This is a genomic window from Streptomyces mutabilis, assembly GCF_046628145.1.
GTDB lineage: Bacteria > Actinomycetota > Actinomycetes > Streptomycetales > Streptomycetaceae > Streptomyces > Streptomyces mutabilis.
In genome coordinates, this window is the sequence record NZ_CP176874.1 from 1298633 (window position 1) to 1314934 (window position 16302).

Here is a 16302-nt window from a genome sequence, read left to right on the forward strand (position 1 = left end):
GAGAACACCATGCAGGGGACCACGGAGACGCACCCGCCGACGCAGCCCGGCACCACCTACCGGCCCACCGACCGCACCGTCCCCACCCGCTCCGCCGAGCGGGCCTCGTACGACAAGGAGCTGGTGCACTCGATACTCGACGAGGGCTACGTCTGCCATCTCGGCTTCGTCCGCGACGGCGCGCCGGTGGTGCTTCCGACGCTCTACGGCCGGGTCGGCGAGCGGCTCTACGTGCACGGTTCGACGGGATCGCGCCCGCTGCGCATGACGGGCGCCGCCGACCCGGGGCTGCCGGTCTGCCTGACGGTGACGCACGTGGACGCGCTGGTGCTGGCCCGCTCGGCCTTCCACCACTCGATCAACTACCGGTCGGTGGTGGTGCACGGCACCGCGTACGACGTGACGGACCCTCAGGAGAAGCGCACGGCCCTGGACGCCCTGGTCGACCACGTCGTGCCCGGCCGTTCCCGGGACTCCCGGCCGGCCAACAAGAAGGAGCTGGCCGCCACCGCCGTGATCCGCCTCGATCTGAACGAGGTCTCCGCCAAGCTCCGCACCGGCGGTGTCAACGACGAACCCGAGGACCTCGCCCTCCCGCACTGGGCCGGCCTCCTGCCGCTGCGCAAAGGCTACGACGCCCCGGTCGCCGACCCCGGCCTGGACGCCGGCACCGAGCTGCCCGGCTATCTGACGGCAACGGCCGGATAAGGGGGAGGCCTCCCGGACGGGAGGCCTCCGACGTCACGCCGCGGCCGGCCGCGCCCTCGCCTCACGGGTCTCCGCCACCGCGAGCCCCGCCACCGAGCCGAGCATCAGCAGCGTGCCGGCCAGTGTCGCCGCGGTGAGGTGCTCACCGAGCAGCAGGACTGCGAGCACCGCCGCGCTGACCGGCTCGAGGAGCATGATCACCGAGACGGTGGCGGACCGGACGACGGCCGCGCCGGCGAAGTAGAGCCCGTAGGCGAGGGCGGTCGGCACGGCCGCGACGTACGCCAGGAGCCACAGGAGCCGGACCGGGTCCGCGGTGTGCGGCACCAGCCCCTCCGCCAGGGCGAGCGGCAGCAGGCACAGGCTGGTCACGGCGAACGCCCCGACGGACGTACTGGCCGCGTCCGCCCCGCCGTCGCGCCCCCACCAGCGGGTGAGCAGGGTCATCACCGAGTACCCGGCCGCGGACAGCAGCGCGAGGAGCACCCCGGACAGGCGCACGGTGGTGCTTCCCCCGCCGAGGACGAGCACCGTCAGCCCGGCGAGGGCCCCGGCCACGGCCGCCGCTCCGCCCCGTCCCAGTCGCTCCCCGAGGGCGAGGCGCGCGCCGAGCGCGATCAGCACCGGGCCGGCGCCGAGCGTGACGACGGTGGCCACGGCGAGGCCGGTGGATTGCACCGCGGCGAAGTAGGCGGTCTGGAACACCGCCAGGCCGAGCCCGGTGACCAAGGCCCGCAGCGTCTTGCGGGCGAACGACTCGCGCACGGCGGTGCGTGCGCGGCGGGCGCTCAGCGGGCGGGCGGCGAGCAGCAGCAGGAGCCCGATGGCACAGCGCCAGAACGACAGGGCGACGGGCCCCATGTCGCTGGCCCGGTAGACCAGCGAGGCGGCGGCACCGGCGGTACCCCAGGCGACACCGGCGACGATCAGATAGAGGAGGCCACGCCCGACGGGCAGGCCGGTAACGGCATTCGACACGAGTTCTCTCCGCAGACGCGCACAGGGCGCGGGAGTTCGGAACGGCCCCGGGACGACCGGGGGCGCGGGGACTGCGTCTGCGGGCAGCACCGTCCGGCCCGGCGACAGCGCGCCGGGCTGATCACAGGGCCCGCCTCAGGCGGCCGGAGGCGGCAGGACGAGTGCGTCGGAATGCATGATCCGCACCTTAGGCCGACCGGCCCCGGCCGGACAACTCCCGCTCCGGTCCGCCGCTCGCCACCGGGTCGGGGGAACCCTTGGCCGGCGTCGACGACTGGGCGATGAAGGCGCCCACCAGCACCACGACACCGCCGACGATCTGCGGGGCGGAGAGGTGCTCGCCGAGCAGCACCCAGGCCAGGACGGTCGCGACGACCGCTTCGAGGCAGGCCACGACTCCGGCGACCTGCGGCGACAGCCGGCGCACGGCGACCACACCGGTGACGTAGGCGAGGACGGTGGCGATGAGCACGATCCAGGCCAGCAGCAGGGCCGCGGCGACGGGGGTGCCGTCCATGGGGGCGTCGTGCGCGAGGACGGACCAGTCCATCGACCAGGGACGGGCGACGACGGTGAGCACGGCGGCCCCGACGAGCAGGCCGTAGGCGATGACACCGAGCGGGTCGGGGGCCTCGTCGCCGGCGTCGCTGCCCTGGTCCGACAGGACGAAGTAGCCGACCTGGCAGCAGGCGGCACCGAGCGCGAGCAGCAGACCGAGGGCGTCGAATCCGAGACCCGACCAGACCTCCACCACACAGGCGAGCCCGCCGACCGCGAGGACCACCCCGACCGCCGCGGCCCGCGTCACCGGCCGCCGCTGCACGAACCGCACCCAGCCGAGCACCAGGGCCGGTGCCAGGTACTCGACGAGCAGCGCGACCCCCACGGGGATGCGGGAGATCGCCGCGAAGTAGCAGGCCTGGACACCGGCCACGGCGAAGAGCCCGAACCCGGCGAGCAGCGCGGGCCTGCGGCGCAGCAGAGCACGGTGGCGCACGGCGAGCGGCAGCATCACCAGGGCCGCGCCGGCCACGCGCAGCCAGACCACGTGGAGCGGGTCGAGTCCCGCCTCGATCAGCGGCTTGGCCGCGACCCCGGACCCGCCGAAGGCGACCGCGGACACGAGCGCCAGGCCGAGCCCGGCACCCTTCCCGCTGCTGCCGCGGGCACTGTCAGACGTATGCACCGGCACATGATGACAGGGGCCGACATGAGCGTCACCCCCGATGACACCTGTCTCACCGACTGGACGTGCCCAGATGGTCCGCCACCCGGGCCAGCACCGTGCGCGGTTCGACGGCGGCCCGGCCGAGCACCTCGACGGCGCGCGCCTGCGGGTCGGCGACCAGGGCGGCGAGCAGATCGACGCCGCAGGCCCGGGTCAGCCCGCGCCGGGCTGCGCGCGCACAGGCCTCCTCCATGGCCGCGGCGGCCAGGGGCGAGAAGCCGGCGCCCCGGGTCACCACGGGCACGGCGCCGGAATCCTCCACGCTGCTCTGCCAGCGCAGGCCGTAGCCGATGCTGCGCTGCACGAGGTAGCCGAGCAGCCGGGCGATCTGCGGACCGTCGCCGAGGAGGGCACGGGCCTCCGGGTCGTACTCCAGGAGGGAGTGCAGCAGGTGGGCGGTGTCGATCTGCCGGTCGCCGTCCCGCACCGCTCTGCGGCGGGCGCCCGAGACCACCGAGGCGAGTTCCGGACTGAACCGGGCATCGGCATCGGTACCGTCCGAGGGCCGGACGCCTTGCTCGCCGGCCGACTGCCGGGGGATACGGGGTTGCACATCCCCCACCTCATCAGCCCCGGAGGGCCGGGTCATCCCCGAAAGGAAGCATTTCGGCGTCCCACGCAGAGTGGACCCGCCCGGCCGGAATCTCCTCCTTACGGATGAGATCAGGCCGTTTCGCCCCGCCGAGCGGGCGCCGCTTCGCCGCGCGCCCTCCTGGGCAACCGAAGGGTACCGTCGCGGGTCCAACCGGGGTATGAGGAGCAGCTGCTGGCTCGTGGCCCTGCCCGCCGTCGACGGCCGGCAGTACGTGTACCGGGTGTACGCCCCCGAGGAGGCGCTGCACGCCGACCTGTTCTGGGAGGCGTGGCACTGCCACGACGAGAGCGCCTTCCCGCGCGCGTGGGACGTCTTCGACACGGCGGTGATACGGCGGGTCGACTGAACCGCCGGCACGGGCCGGCCGAACCGCCCGCACGGAAGCGTGCCCCGCGGATCGCTCCGCGGGGCACGGGACCTTCGGCGGTCAGTCCTCGTCGGCGAGGATCAGGTACAGCTTCTTGCGGGCGTCACCGATGACGGCGAGGGCCTTCTCCCGCTGCTCCTTGCTGCCGGTCTTCCAGACCTGCCCGAAGGCTTCCATGAGGCCGAAGCCGGCCTGCCGGATCTCGCTCAGGGCCTCCCAGTCGACGCCCCGCGAAGCCTCCTCCCAGGGCGCCTCGGGGCCCTCCTCCGCGGCGGCGCGGCCGGCCTCGGTGAGCGCGAAGAGCTTCTTGCCGCCCTCGCTCTCGCTGGCGATCAGGCCCTCGTCCTCCAGCAGCTGGAGGGTCGGGTACACCGAGCCGGGACTGGGCTTCCAGGCCCCGCCACTGCGCTCGGCGATCTCCTGGATCATCTCGTAGCCGTGCATCGGCCGGTCCTTCAGCAGGGCCAGGATCGACGCCCGTACGTCTCCGCGCCGGGCCCTGCCCCTGGGGCCGCCGCGTCCTCGGCCACCCCAGGGGCCGCCGTGGCCGAACCCGGGTCCGAAGGGGCCGCCGGGACCGCCGGGACCGCCGCCCGGACCGAACGGGCCGAAGGCGGCACGCCGCCCGTCGAACCCCTCGAAGTCACCGAAACCGCCGCGGCCGCCGAAACCACCCTGCGCGTGGCCGTGTCCACCGTGTCCGCGCTCATGTCCGTGGGTACGCATTGCGATCACTCCCATTCAGTCGTTGATCTGTCGCGAACTGTTCGCGATGCCTCAACGATATATCGGAACGTATCGACCGGCAAGCCCCCGGTCCAGTACTCCGGAATTGGCCTTGGTCCGCGGTGTCGGCGGGCGTCTAGCGTCGGGGCATGCGCATCCGAATCGTCGACGCCTTCACCGACCGGCCCTTCGCCGGCAACCCCGCCGGAGTCCTGCTCCTCGACGCCTTCCCGGACGACGACCGGCTCCAGAAGGTCGCGCTGGAGGTCAATCACGCCGAGACCGCGTTCGCCCACCGGCTGCCCGAGGGCGGCGACGCCGACTGGGCGCTGCGCTGGTTCACCCCGGCCACCGAGGTCGCGATGTGCGGCCACGCGACGCTCGCCACGGCCCACGTCCTGCACACCACCGGCGCCCACGAAGGGCGGGTGCGGTTCGCGACCCGCAGCGGTGTCCTGGTCGCGTCACCGGGCGAGGACGGCTCGATCACCCTGGACTTCCCGACCGCACCGCTCACGCCGGTCGAGCCCCCGGCGGGGGTCGCCGAGGCCCTGGGCGCGGAGCCCCGCGCGGTCCTCGACACCGGGCCGGACCTCGGGGACCTGCTGGTCGAGGTCGCCGACGAGAAGACCGTCCGGGGTCTGACCCCGGACCACAAGGCCCTGGCCGCGCACTCCGAGCGGGGCATCATCGCCACCGCCCGTGCGGAGGACCCCGCCCGTGGTTACGACTACGTCTCGCGCTGCTTCTTCCCGAACGTCGGCATCGACGAGGACCCGGTCACCGGCAGCGCCCACACGGCCCTCGCCCCCTACTGGTCCGAACGCCTCGGCAGCCAGGACCTCACCGGCCTCCAGGCCTCGCCCCGCTCCGGCCGTGTCCGCACGCAACTGCGCGGCGAGCGCACGCTGCTGAGCGGCCGCGCGGTGACGGTGATCGAGGGCGAACTGCTGGCGTGACCGGGCGGAGGGGCGCGGCGACGGGCGCCCGCGCCCCACGGCCGGGGCACGGAAGCGGCGAGCCGCACCCCCATGGCCGTGGGAGGCGAGCGGCGACCCGCACCCCACGACGGCGCGGAAGGGAACGGCGACCCGCGCCCCTTCAGGCCGTGGGCAGCCAGTCCACCTTCCCGGCCAGCAGCGCGTAGCCCACGAAGGCCCCGATGTCGAGCAGCGAGTGCGCCACCACCAGCGGCCCCACGCGCCCCCACCGCCGGTACAGGTAGACGAACACCACGCCCATCACCATGTTGCCGATGAAGCCGCCGATGCCCTGGTAGAGGTGGTACGACCCGCGCAGCACCGAACTGGCCGCCAGTGACGCGCCCGGGCTCCAGCCGAGCTGGTCGAGCCGGCGCAGCAGGTAACCGACGACGATGACCTCCTCCAGTACGGAGTTCTGCACCGCCGAGAGGATCAGTACGGGGAACTTCCACCAGACGTCCGGCAGCGCCTCGGGGACCACCGTGAGATTGAAACCGAGGCCCCGGGCGGCCAGGTAGAAGGCGATGCCGGTGCTGCCGATGACGGCGGCGATCGCGGCCCCCCGGCCCAGGTCCGGCCACGGACGGGTGCGGTCGAAGCCCAGGGTGCGCAGACCGCGCCCCTCGCGCAGCAGGAAGTGCGCGACGAGGGCGACCGGGACGAGCGCGGTGGTGATCCCGAAGAGCTGCCAGGCCAGATCCAGCCATGGACGGCCGGGCGCGGCGGAGGCGTTGAGGGTGGCCGCCTGGTCCTTGAGCCCGCCGGGGCGGGTGACCGACCCGACGAAGCTGATCAGGGCGGAGACCCCGCTGGCACCCAGCGAGAGCGCCAGGACGAGCAGCGTCTCGTCACGCAGCGTGCGTCGCGAGAGCCCCTCCTGGGGAGCGGACTCCCCGGGAACTGGCTTCTGAGGGATCGAATCGTCCACCGGGCCCGCCTCCGCCATGCACACCTGCCTCCAGCTGGGACGTCACAGCTTGCCCGATCAGTATGAGGCGGCGTACGGCGGGGTGCGGGCTCCCCGCCCCGCGACCCCGGGGTTCTGCGCGGCGGGGTGACGACCGGCTGCGTCAGCCCGTGGGCGCCGGCTCCGGCAGCCCCACCGGCCACAGGTGCACGGGGTCGCCCTCGCGCATCAGCTCGACGTAGCGGCGGGTCGTGGCGGCCAGTGCCGCCTCCCGGGACAGGCCCGCCTCCAGTGCCCGGTGGAAGGTGGCCGCCTGCCAGGACGCGCCGTTGACCCGGCGCCGGCACCGCTCGTCGATGACGCCGAGGTAGAAGTCGCGGTCGGCGGGCTCCACGCCCCACGCGTCGAGACCGGCTTCGGCGAGCGGCAGCAGTTCGTCGCGGACGAGGACGGCGGCGTCGACCTCGGTGGTGCCGCCCAGCCGGCCGCGCCGGGGCCACTCGAAGCGGGCGTCGATGCCGTGCCGGCACGCGGCCTCGAAGTTGGCGGCCGCGGCCTCGAACGGCAGCCGGTGCCACAGCGGCCGGGGCTCCTCGGCGAGCGCGCGCACGACACCGTAGTAGAAGGCCGCGTTGGCGATGACGTCGGTGACGGTGGGGCCCGCGGGCAGGACGCGGTTCTCCACGCGCAGGTGCGGGACGCCGTCGGCGATGTCGTAGACGGGGCGGTTCCAGCGGTAGACGGTGCCGTTGTGCAGGACCAGTTCGGAGAGGGAGGGCACACCGCCCGCGTCCAGGACCTCCAGCGGGTCCTCGTCGTCGCAGATCGGCAGCAGGGCCGGGAAGTAGCGCCGGTTCTCCTCGAACAGGTCGTACGCCGAGGTCACCCACCGCTCGCCGAACCAGGTGCGCGGGCGGACGCCCTGGGCCTGGAGCTCGGGCGGACGGGTGTCCGTGGACTGCTGGAACAGCGGGGGCCGCGACTCGCGCCACAGCTCGCGGCCGAAGAGGAAGGGCGCGTTGGCACCGAGGGCGATCTGCGCGGCGGTGACCGCCTGGGCGGCGTTCCACACGGCCGCGAAGCGGTCCGGGGTGACCTGGAGGTGCAGCTGCACCGAGGTGCAGGCGGCCTCGGGGGCGATGGACTTGGACGTGCAGGTGAGGCGCTCCACGCCTTCGATGTCGAGGGTGAAGTCCTCGCCGCGGGCGGCCACGATCTGCTCGTTGAGCAGGGCGTAGCGATCGACGGCGGAGAGATTCGACGAGACCAGGTCGTCACGGTCCAGCGTCGGCAGGATACCGATCATCGCGATTCCCGCGTCGACCTCGCCTGCCTTCCGGTCCGCATATGCCAGCGACGTACGGATCTCCTCGGCGAGACGGTCGAATACCCGGCCGCCCAGCCGGTGTGGAGCGATGTTGACTTCCAGGTTGAACATGGCGAGTTCTGTTTGGAAGTCCCGGCTGGCGATGCGTTCCAGGACTTGCGCATTCAACATTTTCGGCATCCCGTCGGTACCGACGAGATTCAATTCGATCTCCAGCCCCATCAGGTTCTTCGGGCGGTCGAACCGCTTCTCCGCCAGGAGTCGCTCCAGGCCGGTCAGGCACCGCTGGAGCTTCTCGCGGTAGCGCTGGCGATCGGACAGGTCGAACTGACCTGCCACGACCTTCTCCCCCATGGAAGCGTCCCTTCTCGGAGCGGTGCGTCGAAGATCCGGCCGCCGGTGGCCGGTCAGGTGGGATGATGCCCAGCCGAAGCGATCGATAACGTCCCCGCGCCGGTCCGGCACCCGCTACGCTGTCCCGATGTGACCGCTGGCACATTCATCGGGCATGACGATCGAGCAGTTTCCCGGGGCGGCAACTCGTGAAAAACGCCGACGACAATTGGCCGACCGCTCGGTGAACATTCCCCGAGGTCACCGCCGTACACCCGGTTCGAAATGCGGAGGATTCCCGCATATCGACGGCCGAATGCAGTCTTGAACGGGTTGCCGGAATCGGCTAGCGGAAACACAGTCTGAACACATGTCGTATAAACTCCGCGGACAAGGCAGATGACCGGCGCCCACGGTCGATGGATCCTGCCGCCGAGTTGAGGCGCGGCAGGTCCCACCCACTTCTCGGTTCCCGGACCCCGGCCCCTGCCTCCCCAGCCCCGTGAGCCGACAGCGTCGTCCGCCCCCGCCCTCGCGCCACCGTGCCTTCGAATGAGAGGCGAACCGTCATGCCCCTGCATGTCTCCCCGGCCCCCGCGCCCGCCCTGCGTTCCGTTCTCACCGCCCTCTCCTCTCCCACCGCGGTCCGTGAGGCCCGGACTCCCTCCCTGCTCGGCGCGCAGGGTCCCACCACACCCGAACTGCCGTTGCCCGTGCACGTCCTGGACCGGATCACCGCGGAGGGTGTGACGGAGACGCGGCTGACCGGGTGGCGGTTCCTCATCCGCTGCGGCGACCGGGCGGTGGCAGCGGCGGAGACCATGCTGACGCCCGACGGCTGGGCTTTCTCGCACTTCTTCGAAGGCCCCTACGTCACCTCGACCGAGCGCGCGCTGCGCCAGGCCGAGTCGGTGCCCCAGGCCTACCAGCCGCGCCTGCTGTCGCTTCCCGGGCTCTACATGCTGACCCTGTGGCTGCACGGCGACACGGCGGCGGACGCCGCCGCCGGGCACCCCGCGGCCACCGACCTGCTGGTGCCGCTGGCGCCGGCGCCTCCCGGCATCGCGGCCCACCGGCCGCACCGGGTCGCCGACCTCCTGCCGGTCCTCTCGCACCGGGTGACGCCGACGCGGCTGCTGCGCTCCCCCGCCTGACCGACCGCCCCCACCCGCGCGGACTAGCCCCATTCGGTCATGTCGAACCACCCGAAGGGACAGTGCCGTTGAGATGAACCGTCCGCGCGGGTGACGCGTCATCAACCTGTGAGAAGCGGTACCGCGAAATCCCTGCGGATCGACGCCCGCGGGGCAACACTGGGTTCGGACCGACCGAAACAACGGGGGGCGGCCATGAACGACGTTTCACGCCGCGGGACAGACCAGACAGCGCACTCACCCATCACGACAGACCGAGAGACCCCACTCATGTGTCAGCACCAGCCGCCGTGCCCGTCAGCCGACTCCGCCGACCGGGAATCCGCCCGCCTCGTGGCGCACCACCCGGAGCAGGGTTGGAGCCTGCTGTGCAACGGCGTCGTCCTGTTCGAGGACACCGGTGAGCTCCTGCCGGACGGCCGGGCCATCGCCCCGCACCGCCCCGTCGGTGCGGGACTGACGACCGCCGCCTGAGCACCCGGCCGGGCGGTACGGCACCGCGCCGCCCGGTGATCATGGGGCCGGCCCGTGGGCGCTCGTCCGCGAACCGGCCCCGACGTGTGTCCGGAGCTGGTCACTCCTCGTAGTCCCCCGTGCTGCCGTCGGCGAACACCCTGTCCCGGGTCCTGAACGGCAAGACGGACGTGCTCCCCCGCCGAAGTGAGCCGACCGTCCCGTTGCCTCAGCTCTTCGCGGTCAGCCCCTTGAGGGCGATGTTCAGCTCCAGGACGTTCACCCGCGGCTCGCCGACGAAGCCGAGGGTCCGGCCCTCGGTGTGCTCGTCGACCAGTTCCTCGACCCGGTCGACGGGCAGGCCGTTGTTCCGGGCGACCCGGGGAACCTGCAGTTCGGCGTAGCTCGGGGAGATGTCCGGGTCCAGTCCCGAGCCGGAGGAGGTCACCGCGTCGGCGGGGATGTCGGACCGCTCGACGGTGTGGCCCGGCACCGAGTTGTCCTCGATGACGGCGGCCTGCGCGGCCCGGACCTGCTCGACGAGTTCGGGGTTGTCGGCGGCCAGGTTGGTGGCGCCGGAAAGGATCAGCCGGTACTGGGTGTTGAGGGTGTTCTCCCCGAGTCCGTTGGCCGGCCGGCCCTGGAACCACTTCAGGTCCGGTTCCGGGGTCTCCTGGCCCGGCTTCAGCGGCAGGTTGTACGACTGTCCGATCAGCGAGGAGCCGACGACGCGGCCGTCGGCCTCGACCCGGGAGCCGTTGGCCTCGTCGTGGAACAGGGCCTGGGCGACGCCCGTGACGGCCAGCGGGTAGAGGACGCCCGTCACCACGGTCAGCACGAGCAGGGCTCGCAGGCCGGCGCCGAGCAGACGGGCGGTGTTCGATACCGAGTTGTTCATGGCGGTCAACCGATTCCGGGAATGAGGGACAGGAGCAGGTCGATGGCCTTGATGCCGACGAAGGGGGCGACCAGCCCGCCGAGGCCGTAGACCGCGAGGTTGCGCCGCAGCATCCGGTCCGCGCTCATCGGCCGGTAGCGCACCCCGCGCAGGGCCAGCGGCACCAGCACCACGATGATCAGCGCGTTGAAGATCACCGCCGACAGGATCGCGGAGTCCGGCGAGGACAGGCGCATGATGTTGAGCTTGTCGAGGCCCGGGTAGACGGCGGCGAACAGCGCCGGGATGATCGCGAAGTACTTGGCGACGTCGTTGGCGATGGAGAACGTGGTGAGCGCGCCCCGGGTGATGAGGAGCTGCTTGCCGATCTCGACGATCTCGATGAGTTTGGTCGGGTTGGAGTCGAGGTCGACCATGTTGCCGGCCTCCTTGGCGGCCGACGTGCCGGTGTTCATGGCGACGCCCACGTCGGCCTGTGCGAGGGCGGGCGCGTCGTTGGTGCCGTCGCCGGTCATCGCGACCAGCTTGCCGCCCGCCTGCTCCCGCTTGATCAGGGCCATCTTGTCCTCGGGTGTCGCCTCCGCGAGGAAGTCGTCGACGCCCGCCTCGTCGGCGATCGCCTTGGCCGTCAGCGGGTTGTCGCCCGTGATCATGACGGTCTTGATGCCCATGCGCCGCAGTTCCTCGAACCGCTCCCGCATGCCGTGCTTGACGACGTCCTTGAGATGGACGACTCCGAGCACACGCGCCCCGTCGCCGTCCTCCACCGCGACCAGCAGCGGCGTGCCTCCCGCCTCGGAGATGCCGTCGGCCAGCCGCTCCGTGTCCTCGGCGACCTCGCCGCCGCGCTCGCGCACCCAGGCGGTCACCGAACCGGCGGCGCCCTTGCGGATGCGCCGGCCGTCGACGTCGACACCGGACATCCGGGTCTGGGCGGTGAAGGAGATCCACTCGGCGCCGGACAGCTCGCCCTGGTGCCGCTCGCGCAGCCCGTACCTCTCCTTGGCGAGTACGACGACCGAGCGGCCCTCGGGCGTCTCGTCGGCCAGCGAGGAGAGCTGGGCCGCGTCCGCCACCTCGGCCTCGGTGGTGCCGCGCACCGGCACGAACGCGGCCGCCTGCCGGTTGCCGAGGGTGATGGTGCCGGTCTTGTCCAGCAGCAGCGTGGAGACGTCACCGGCGGCCTCCACCGCGCGGCCCGACATGGCCAGCACGTTGCGCTGGACCAGGCGGTCCATGCCCGCGATGCCGATCGCGGAGAGCAGGGCGCCGATCGTGGTCGGGATCAGGCACACCAGCAGCGCCACCAGTACCACCAGCGTCAGGCTGGTCCCCGCGTGATCGGCGAAGGGCGGCAGGGTGGCACAGGCCAGCAGGAAGACGACGGTCAGCGAGGCCAGCAGGACGTTCAGCGCAATCTCGTTCGGCGTCTTCTGCCGTGCCGCGCCCTCGACAAGGTTGATCATCCGGTCGATGAAGGTCTCGCCCGGTTTCGTGGTGATCCGGACGACGATGCGGTCGGAGAGCACCTTGGTCCCACCGGTGACGGCGCTGCGGTCGCCACCGGACTCGCGGATGACGGGGGCCGACTCACCGGTGATCGCCGACTCGTCGACCGAGGCGACACCCTCGACGACGTCGCCGTCACCGGGGATGACGTCCCCCGCCTCGCAGACCACCAGATCGCCGACGCCGAGCTCGGTGCCGGGGACGGTGGTCCCGTCGACCCGGCGGGCGACCGTGTCGGTCTTGGCCTTGCGCAGCGTGTCGGCCTGCGCCTTGCCCCGGCCCTCGGCGACGGCCTCCGCCAGGTTGGCGAAGAGCACGGTCAGCCAGAGCCAGGCGCTGATGGTCCAGCCGAACCGGTCCCCGGGGTCCGTGCAGGAGAAGACGGTGGTCAGCACCGAGCCGATCCACACCACGAACATCACGGGCGACTTGACCATCACCCTGGGATCGAGCTTGCGGAAGGCCTCGGGCAGCGACGCGATCAGCTGCGCGGGACTGAACAGCCCGGCGCCGACCCGGCCCTCGGTGGACGGACGGCCCGCGGGTACGTCGCCGTGCGGCGCCCGCGACTCGGGGGGTGTGGACGTGGCTGCGGACATGGAGTCCTCGTGCTTCCGGATACGGGGGCGCTGTATGTGGGGTCGCTGTGTGCGGGGTTGCTGTGTGCGGGGTTGCTGTGTGCGCGGTTGCTGTGTCCGGGGCTTCCGTATGCGGGTGGCCATCACGCCAGCCCTTCGGCCAGCGGGCCCAGGGCCAGCGCGGGGAAGTAGGTGAGACCGACGATGATCAGAATCGCGCCCACCAGCAGTCCGGTGAACATCGGCTTCTCGGTGCGCAGGGTGCCCGCGGTGGCCGGCACCGGCTGCTGTGCGGCCAGTGAACCGGCCAGGGCCAGGACGAACACCATGGGCAGGAAGCGGCCGAGCAGCATCGCGAGCCCGGTAGTGGTGTTGAACCAGTCGGTGTTGGCGTTCAGGCCGGCGAAGGCCGAACCGTTGTTGTTCGCGGCGGAGGTGAACGCGTACAGGATTTCGGAGAAGCCGTGGGCCCCGGGGTTGAGCATCGAGTCGGGCGGCGTCGGCAGGGCCATGGACAGCGAGGTGAAGACGAGCACCAGCGTCGGGGTGATCAGGATGTAGACGGCCGCCAGCTTGATCTCGCGGGGGCCGATCTTCTTGCCCAGGTACTCCGGCGTGCGCCCGACCATGAGCCCCGCGATGAAGACCGCGATGACCGCCATGATCAGCATGCCGTAGAGCCCGGAGCCGACACCGCCGGGTGCGATCTCGCCCAGCATCATGCCGAGCATCGTGATGCCCCCGCCGAAGCCGGTGTACGACGAGTGGAAGGAGTCGACGGCACCGGTGGAGGTGAGCGTCGTGGTCACCGCGAAGATCGACGAGCCGCCGATCCCGAAGCGCAGCTCCTTGCCCTCCATGGCGCCGCCCGCGATCCGCAGCGCGCCCTCGTGGTGGGCGAACTCGGTCCACATCATCAGGGCGACGAAGCCGACCCAGATGGTGGCCATGGTCGCGAGGATCGCGTAACCCTGGCGCACCGAGCCGACCATGAGGCCGAAGGTCCGGGTCAGGGAGACCGGTATCAGCAGGATCAGGAAGATCTCGAACAGGTTCGTGAAGGGCGTCGGGTTCTCGAAGGGGTGGGCGCTGTTGGCGTTGAAGTAGCCACCCCCGTTGGTGCCCAGCTCCTTGATGGCCTCCTGGGAGGCGACCGCGCCGCCGTTCCACTGCTGCGAGCCGCCCATGAACTGCCCGACCTCGTGAATGCCGGAGAAGTTCTGGATCACCCCGCAGGCGACCAGCACGAGCGCGCCGACGACGGCCAGCGGCAGCAGCACCCGGGTGACCCCGCGCACCAGGTCGGACCAGAAGTTGCCCAGCTCGCCGGTGCGGGCGCGCGCGAAGCCCCGGACGAGGGCGACGGCGACCGCCATGCCGACGGCCGCGGAGACGAAGTTCTGCACGGCCAGACCGGCGGTCTGCACGACGTGCCCCATCGTCTGCTCGCCGTAGTACGACTGCCAGTTGGTGTTGGCCACGAAGGACGCGGCCGTGTTGAAGGCCTGCGCCGGCTCCACCGGATCGAAGCCGAGGGAGCCCGGCAGGATGCCCTGGACGCGCTGGAGCAGGTAGAGGAAGAGGACGCCGGCGAAGGAGAAGGCGAGCACGCCGCGCAGGTACGCGGTCCAGCGCATCTCCGCGTCGGGGTTGGCACCGATGCCCTTGTAGATCCACTTCTCGACCCGCAGGTGCCGGGAGGAGGAGTAGACCCGGGCCATGTGGTCGCCCAGGGGGACGTGCACGATCGCCAGTGCGCCGACGAGGGCGAGCACCTGGAGCACGCCCGCGGTTACGGGACCCATGTCAGTTCTCAGAACCTCTCCGGGAAGATCAGGGCGAGGACGAGATAGCCCAGCAGGGCGACGGCCACGACCAGGCCGACGACGTTCTCGGCGGTCACAGCTTCGTCACCCCCTTGGCGACGAGAGCCACCAGCGCGAACACCGCGATCGTGGCGACGACGAAGGCCAGATCGGCCATCGTGAGCTCCTGGAGTGAAGTTCGGTTGCGACTAGGACGCTTCGAGCAAAACCCCGGAACCGACCGGTTGCGCCCGCTGTTGACGGGTCCCATACGGTGGTCTGTACGCCTTTGACGGATCTCTTACGGCGTCTGGAGCCGGCGTCCGGCCCCGGCCTCGCACGTCCGACGCACGGGCGCGCGGGCGCACGGATTCGCGGTTCGCTGATTCGCGGTTCGCGGATTCGCTGCCGGAGACGTCGGGAACGACGGCGTGCACGTCAGGCTCACCGCTGTGTGAGGCGACGGGGCCGCGCCGCCTGTCCGACCGCGTCGAGCGCGAGAGCGCACCGGCGGCCTTCAGGGCCTCGGGGCCGGAGGAAGGGCTCGGTGCCGCGGTGACGTACCCCTACGCCTTCCTGCGGAACCGGCGCCGCGGCGCACGCACCACGACCTGCCCCCAGCTGATCTCGCCCGTGATCTGCACGCGCAGCACGACGGGCGCCCCGCTGTCGACGGCCCGCCCCACTTTCACCTCGGCGTAGCTCGCCGCCAGGGCGTCGGTGTCCACCACGATCCCGGGCCGGGTCACCAGCTTGAGCGACCCGGCCCGCATGTCGAGGTCGATGTGGAGGGTGTCGTGGGTGATCACGGCACGGGTGAGGTCGAGTGTCACCTCGCCCCAGGCCGACCTGATCTCCATCCGCCGCGGCACCACCCAGCCGTCACCCCGCCTGGTGGACGCGCCTTCCTGCTCGATGCGGACGACGTCCTTGGCCGCGACGGCGGCGGTCGCGTCCGGCAGCGCCGGGAGGTCCGCCGTGAGGACGGCCAACTCGCCCAGGGTGCGGGCGGAGAGAGCCGCGCCGACCCGCTCGTCGAGTTCGCCGGCGGTGAGCCGGCCGTCGGCGGTGGCGGCGCTGAGTACGTCCACGACCCGGTCGCGGTCCTCGTGCGACGCCCTGATCACGGACGACACTTCGCCGCTTCCCGAGTGCTGCACCGCCATGCTCCACCCCGATCTCCCGGACGTCCGGGCGAACGCCCTCTCATCCCACCGAAGACTAACGCTATATCGCGTTATACCCAACGGCCAACCCCGCGTCCACCGTTCCCCGGCCGCGCCCTATCGTGACCGGCATGCAGTCCTACACGATCGGCCAGGCGGCGCGGCTGCTCGGCGTCAGCCCGGACACCGCACGCCGCTGGGCCGACGCGGGCCGGATCACCACCCACCGCGACGAGGGCGGGCGGCGACTCGTCGACGGACGGGACCTGGCCGCCTTCTCGGTCGAACTCGCCCGCTCCGAGGGCGCCGACGAGGAGCCCCCGCACACCTCGGTCCGGAACGCCTTCCCGGGCATCGTGACGGCGATCAAGCTCGGCGACGTCGCCGCGCAGGTCGAGATCCAGGCCGGTCCCCACCGTCTGGTCTCCCTGCTGACCCGCGAGGCGGTGGAGGAACTCGGCCTGGAGGTCGGCATGGAGGCCACCGCTCGCGTGAAGTCGACGAACGTACATGTCGACAGGGTCTGACCGCCTCTGACCGCCTCCCCGCACCCCGTACGAACGCACATACCAGCCTTCCACGGAATC

General features: G+C 71.8%; 18 protein-coding genes. 6 read left to right on the forward strand and 12 right to left on the reverse strand.

Annotation, left to right across the window (positions count from 1 at the left end; translation table 11 throughout):
• Positions 1–9 precede the first annotated feature (9 nt).
• A complete protein-coding gene (locus tag ACLIN4_RS05610; RefSeq protein WP_100044476.1) occupies positions 10–708 on the forward strand; it encodes a pyridoxamine 5'-phosphate oxidase family protein in 699 nt (232 codons plus the stop codon).
• Between the two features lie 33 nt (positions 709–741).
• Here the strand turns inward: ACLIN4_RS05610 and ACLIN4_RS05615 are convergent, their stop codons facing one another.
• From ACLIN4_RS05615 to ACLIN4_RS05625, 3 genes are all read right to left on the reverse strand, one after another.
• A complete protein-coding gene (locus tag ACLIN4_RS05615) occupies positions 742–1686 on the reverse strand; it encodes a DMT family transporter (RefSeq protein WP_289907834.1) in 945 nt (314 codons plus the stop codon).
• A 187-nt stretch (positions 1687–1873) separates the two neighbouring features.
• Positions 1874–2878 (reverse strand): EamA family transporter, encoded by a 1005-nt coding sequence (locus ACLIN4_RS05620; protein WP_100044474.1) that lies wholly within the window; start codon positions 2876–2878, stop codon positions 1874–1876.
• 46 nt (positions 2879–2924) lie between these two features.
• Positions 2925–3467 carry a Clp protease N-terminal domain-containing protein gene (locus ACLIN4_RS05625; RefSeq protein ID WP_100044473.1) on the reverse strand — a complete coding sequence of 181 codons (543 nt, stop codon included), beginning with the start codon at positions 3465–3467 and terminating at the stop codon, positions 2925–2927.
• Positions 3468–3666: 199 nt separating this feature from the next.
• On the opposite strand from ACLIN4_RS05625, the gene ACLIN4_RS05630 reads away from it, so the two are divergent.
• Positions 3667–3855: a hypothetical protein gene (locus ACLIN4_RS05630; protein ID WP_179342423.1), complete on the forward strand. Its 189-nt coding sequence runs from the start codon at positions 3667–3669 to the stop codon at positions 3853–3855.
• An 81-nt stretch (positions 3856–3936) separates the two neighbouring features.
• On the opposite strand, the gene ACLIN4_RS05635 is transcribed toward ACLIN4_RS05630, so the two are convergent.
• Positions 3937–4602: a PadR family transcriptional regulator gene (locus ACLIN4_RS05635; RefSeq protein WP_381914457.1), complete on the reverse strand. Its 666-nt coding sequence runs from the start codon at positions 4600–4602 to the stop codon at positions 3937–3939.
• A 149-nt stretch (positions 4603–4751) separates the two neighbouring features.
• On the opposite strand from ACLIN4_RS05635, the gene ACLIN4_RS05640 reads away from it, so the two are divergent.
• Entirely contained in the window at positions 4752–5561 is an 810-nt protein-coding gene (locus ACLIN4_RS05640) for a PhzF family phenazine biosynthesis protein (protein WP_107477631.1), read from the forward strand.
• 142 nt (positions 5562–5703) lie between these two features.
• Here the strand turns inward: ACLIN4_RS05640 and ACLIN4_RS05645 are convergent, their stop codons facing one another.
• Both ACLIN4_RS05645 and ACLIN4_RS05650 read right to left on the reverse strand, forming a co-directional pair.
• Positions 5704–6531, reverse strand: a complete 828-nt coding sequence (locus ACLIN4_RS05645) for a CPBP family intramembrane glutamic endopeptidase (RefSeq protein ID WP_290013820.1) — start codon at positions 6529–6531, stop codon at positions 5704–5706.
• A 124-nt stretch (positions 6532–6655) separates the two neighbouring features.
• Positions 6656–8173 carry a glutamate-cysteine ligase family protein gene (locus ACLIN4_RS05650; RefSeq protein ID WP_100044469.1) on the reverse strand — a complete coding sequence of 506 codons (1518 nt, stop codon included), beginning with the start codon at positions 8171–8173 and terminating at the stop codon, positions 6656–6658.
• 548 nt (positions 8174–8721) lie between these two features.
• On the opposite strand from ACLIN4_RS05650, the gene ACLIN4_RS05655 reads away from it, so the two are divergent.
• Both ACLIN4_RS05655 and ACLIN4_RS05660 read left to right on the forward strand, forming a co-directional pair.
• Positions 8722–9306, forward strand: a complete 585-nt coding sequence (locus tag ACLIN4_RS05655; protein ID WP_289907838.1) for a hypothetical protein — start codon at positions 8722–8724, stop codon at positions 9304–9306.
• Between the two features lie 270 nt (positions 9307–9576).
• Positions 9577–9780 carry a DUF5999 family protein gene (locus ACLIN4_RS05660; protein ID WP_107477630.1) on the forward strand — a complete coding sequence of 68 codons (204 nt, stop codon included), beginning with the start codon at positions 9577–9579 and terminating at the stop codon, positions 9778–9780.
• 208 nt (positions 9781–9988) lie between these two features.
• Here the strand turns inward: ACLIN4_RS05660 and ACLIN4_RS05665 are convergent, their stop codons facing one another.
• The 6 genes from ACLIN4_RS05665 to ACLIN4_RS05690 form a co-directional block, all read right to left on the reverse strand.
• Positions 9989–10657 (reverse strand): potassium-transporting ATPase subunit C, encoded by a 669-nt coding sequence (locus ACLIN4_RS05665; RefSeq protein ID WP_100044466.1) that lies wholly within the window; start codon positions 10655–10657, stop codon positions 9989–9991.
• A 5-nt stretch (positions 10658–10662) separates the two neighbouring features.
• Entirely contained in the window at positions 10663–12765 is a 2103-nt protein-coding gene (gene kdpB, locus ACLIN4_RS05670; protein WP_411575550.1) for a potassium-transporting ATPase subunit KdpB, read from the reverse strand.
• Between the two features lie 122 nt (positions 12766–12887).
• Positions 12888–14549: a potassium-transporting ATPase subunit KdpA gene (gene kdpA, locus ACLIN4_RS05675; RefSeq protein WP_382022741.1), complete on the reverse strand. Its 1662-nt coding sequence runs from the start codon at positions 14547–14549 to the stop codon at positions 12888–12890.
• Positions 14550–14557: 8 nt separating this feature from the next.
• Positions 14558–14647 (reverse strand): K(+)-transporting ATPase subunit F, encoded by a 90-nt coding sequence (kdpF, locus tag ACLIN4_RS05680; RefSeq protein WP_009326374.1) that lies wholly within the window; start codon positions 14645–14647, stop codon positions 14558–14560.
• Entirely contained in the window at positions 14644–14820 is a 177-nt protein-coding gene (locus tag ACLIN4_RS05685) for a hypothetical protein (RefSeq protein ID WP_179342422.1), read from the reverse strand. Before ACLIN4_RS05685 ends, kdpF begins: the two co-directional genes overlap by 4 nt.
• Before the next feature lie 295 nt (positions 14821–15115).
• Positions 15116–15715 carry a DUF1707 SHOCT-like domain-containing protein gene (locus ACLIN4_RS05690; RefSeq protein WP_107477627.1) on the reverse strand — a complete coding sequence of 200 codons (600 nt, stop codon included), beginning with the start codon at positions 15713–15715 and terminating at the stop codon, positions 15116–15118.
• Between the two features lie 131 nt (positions 15716–15846).
• On the opposite strand from ACLIN4_RS05690, the gene ACLIN4_RS05695 reads away from it, so the two are divergent.
• Complete coding sequence (locus ACLIN4_RS05695) at positions 15847–16242, forward strand: TOBE domain-containing protein (RefSeq protein WP_100044462.1); 396 nt, start codon at positions 15847–15849, stop codon at positions 16240–16242.
• The last annotated feature ends 60 nt before the right edge of the window (positions 16243–16302 follow it).

Coding starts and splice junctions, on each gene's coding strand:
- ACLIN4_RS05610 (WP_100044476.1), top strand. CDS start 10: ATGCAGGGGACCACGGAGACGCACCCGCCGACGCAGCCCGGCACCACC.
- ACLIN4_RS05630 (WP_179342423.1), top strand. CDS start 3,667: ATGAGGAGCAGCTGCTGGCTCGTGGCCCTGCCCGCCGTCGACGGCCGG.
- ACLIN4_RS05635 (WP_381914457.1), bottom strand. CDS start 4,602: ATGCGTACCCACGGACATGAGCGCGGACACGGTGGACACGGCCACGCG.
- ACLIN4_RS05640 (WP_107477631.1), top strand. CDS start 4,752: ATGCGCATCCGAATCGTCGACGCCTTCACCGACCGGCCCTTCGCCGGC.
- ACLIN4_RS05645 (WP_290013820.1), bottom strand. CDS start 6,531: ATGGCGGAGGCGGGCCCGGTGGACGATTCGATCCCTCAGAAGCCAGTT.
- ACLIN4_RS05650 (WP_100044469.1), bottom strand. CDS start 8,173: ATGGGGGAGAAGGTCGTGGCAGGTCAGTTCGACCTGTCCGATCGCCAG.
- ACLIN4_RS05655 (WP_289907838.1), top strand. CDS start 8,722: ATGCCCCTGCATGTCTCCCCGGCCCCCGCGCCCGCCCTGCGTTCCGTT.
- ACLIN4_RS05660 (WP_107477630.1), top strand. CDS start 9,577: ATGTGTCAGCACCAGCCGCCGTGCCCGTCAGCCGACTCCGCCGACCGG.
- ACLIN4_RS05665 (WP_100044466.1), bottom strand. CDS start 10,657: ATGAACAACTCGGTATCGAACACCGCCCGTCTGCTCGGCGCCGGCCTG.
- kdpB (WP_411575550.1), bottom strand. CDS start 12,765: ATGTCCGCAGCCACGTCCACACCCCCCGAGTCGCGGGCGCCGCACGGC.
- kdpA (WP_382022741.1), bottom strand. CDS start 14,549: ATGGGTCCCGTAACCGCGGGCGTGCTCCAGGTGCTCGCCCTCGTCGGC.
- ACLIN4_RS05685 (WP_179342422.1), bottom strand. CDS start 14,820: ATGGGACCCGTCAACAGCGGGCGCAACCGGTCGGTTCCGGGGTTTTGC.
- ACLIN4_RS05690 (WP_107477627.1), bottom strand. CDS start 15,715: ATGGCGGTGCAGCACTCGGGAAGCGGCGAAGTGTCGTCCGTGATCAGG.
- ACLIN4_RS05695 (WP_100044462.1), top strand. CDS start 15,847: ATGCAGTCCTACACGATCGGCCAGGCGGCGCGGCTGCTCGGCGTCAGC.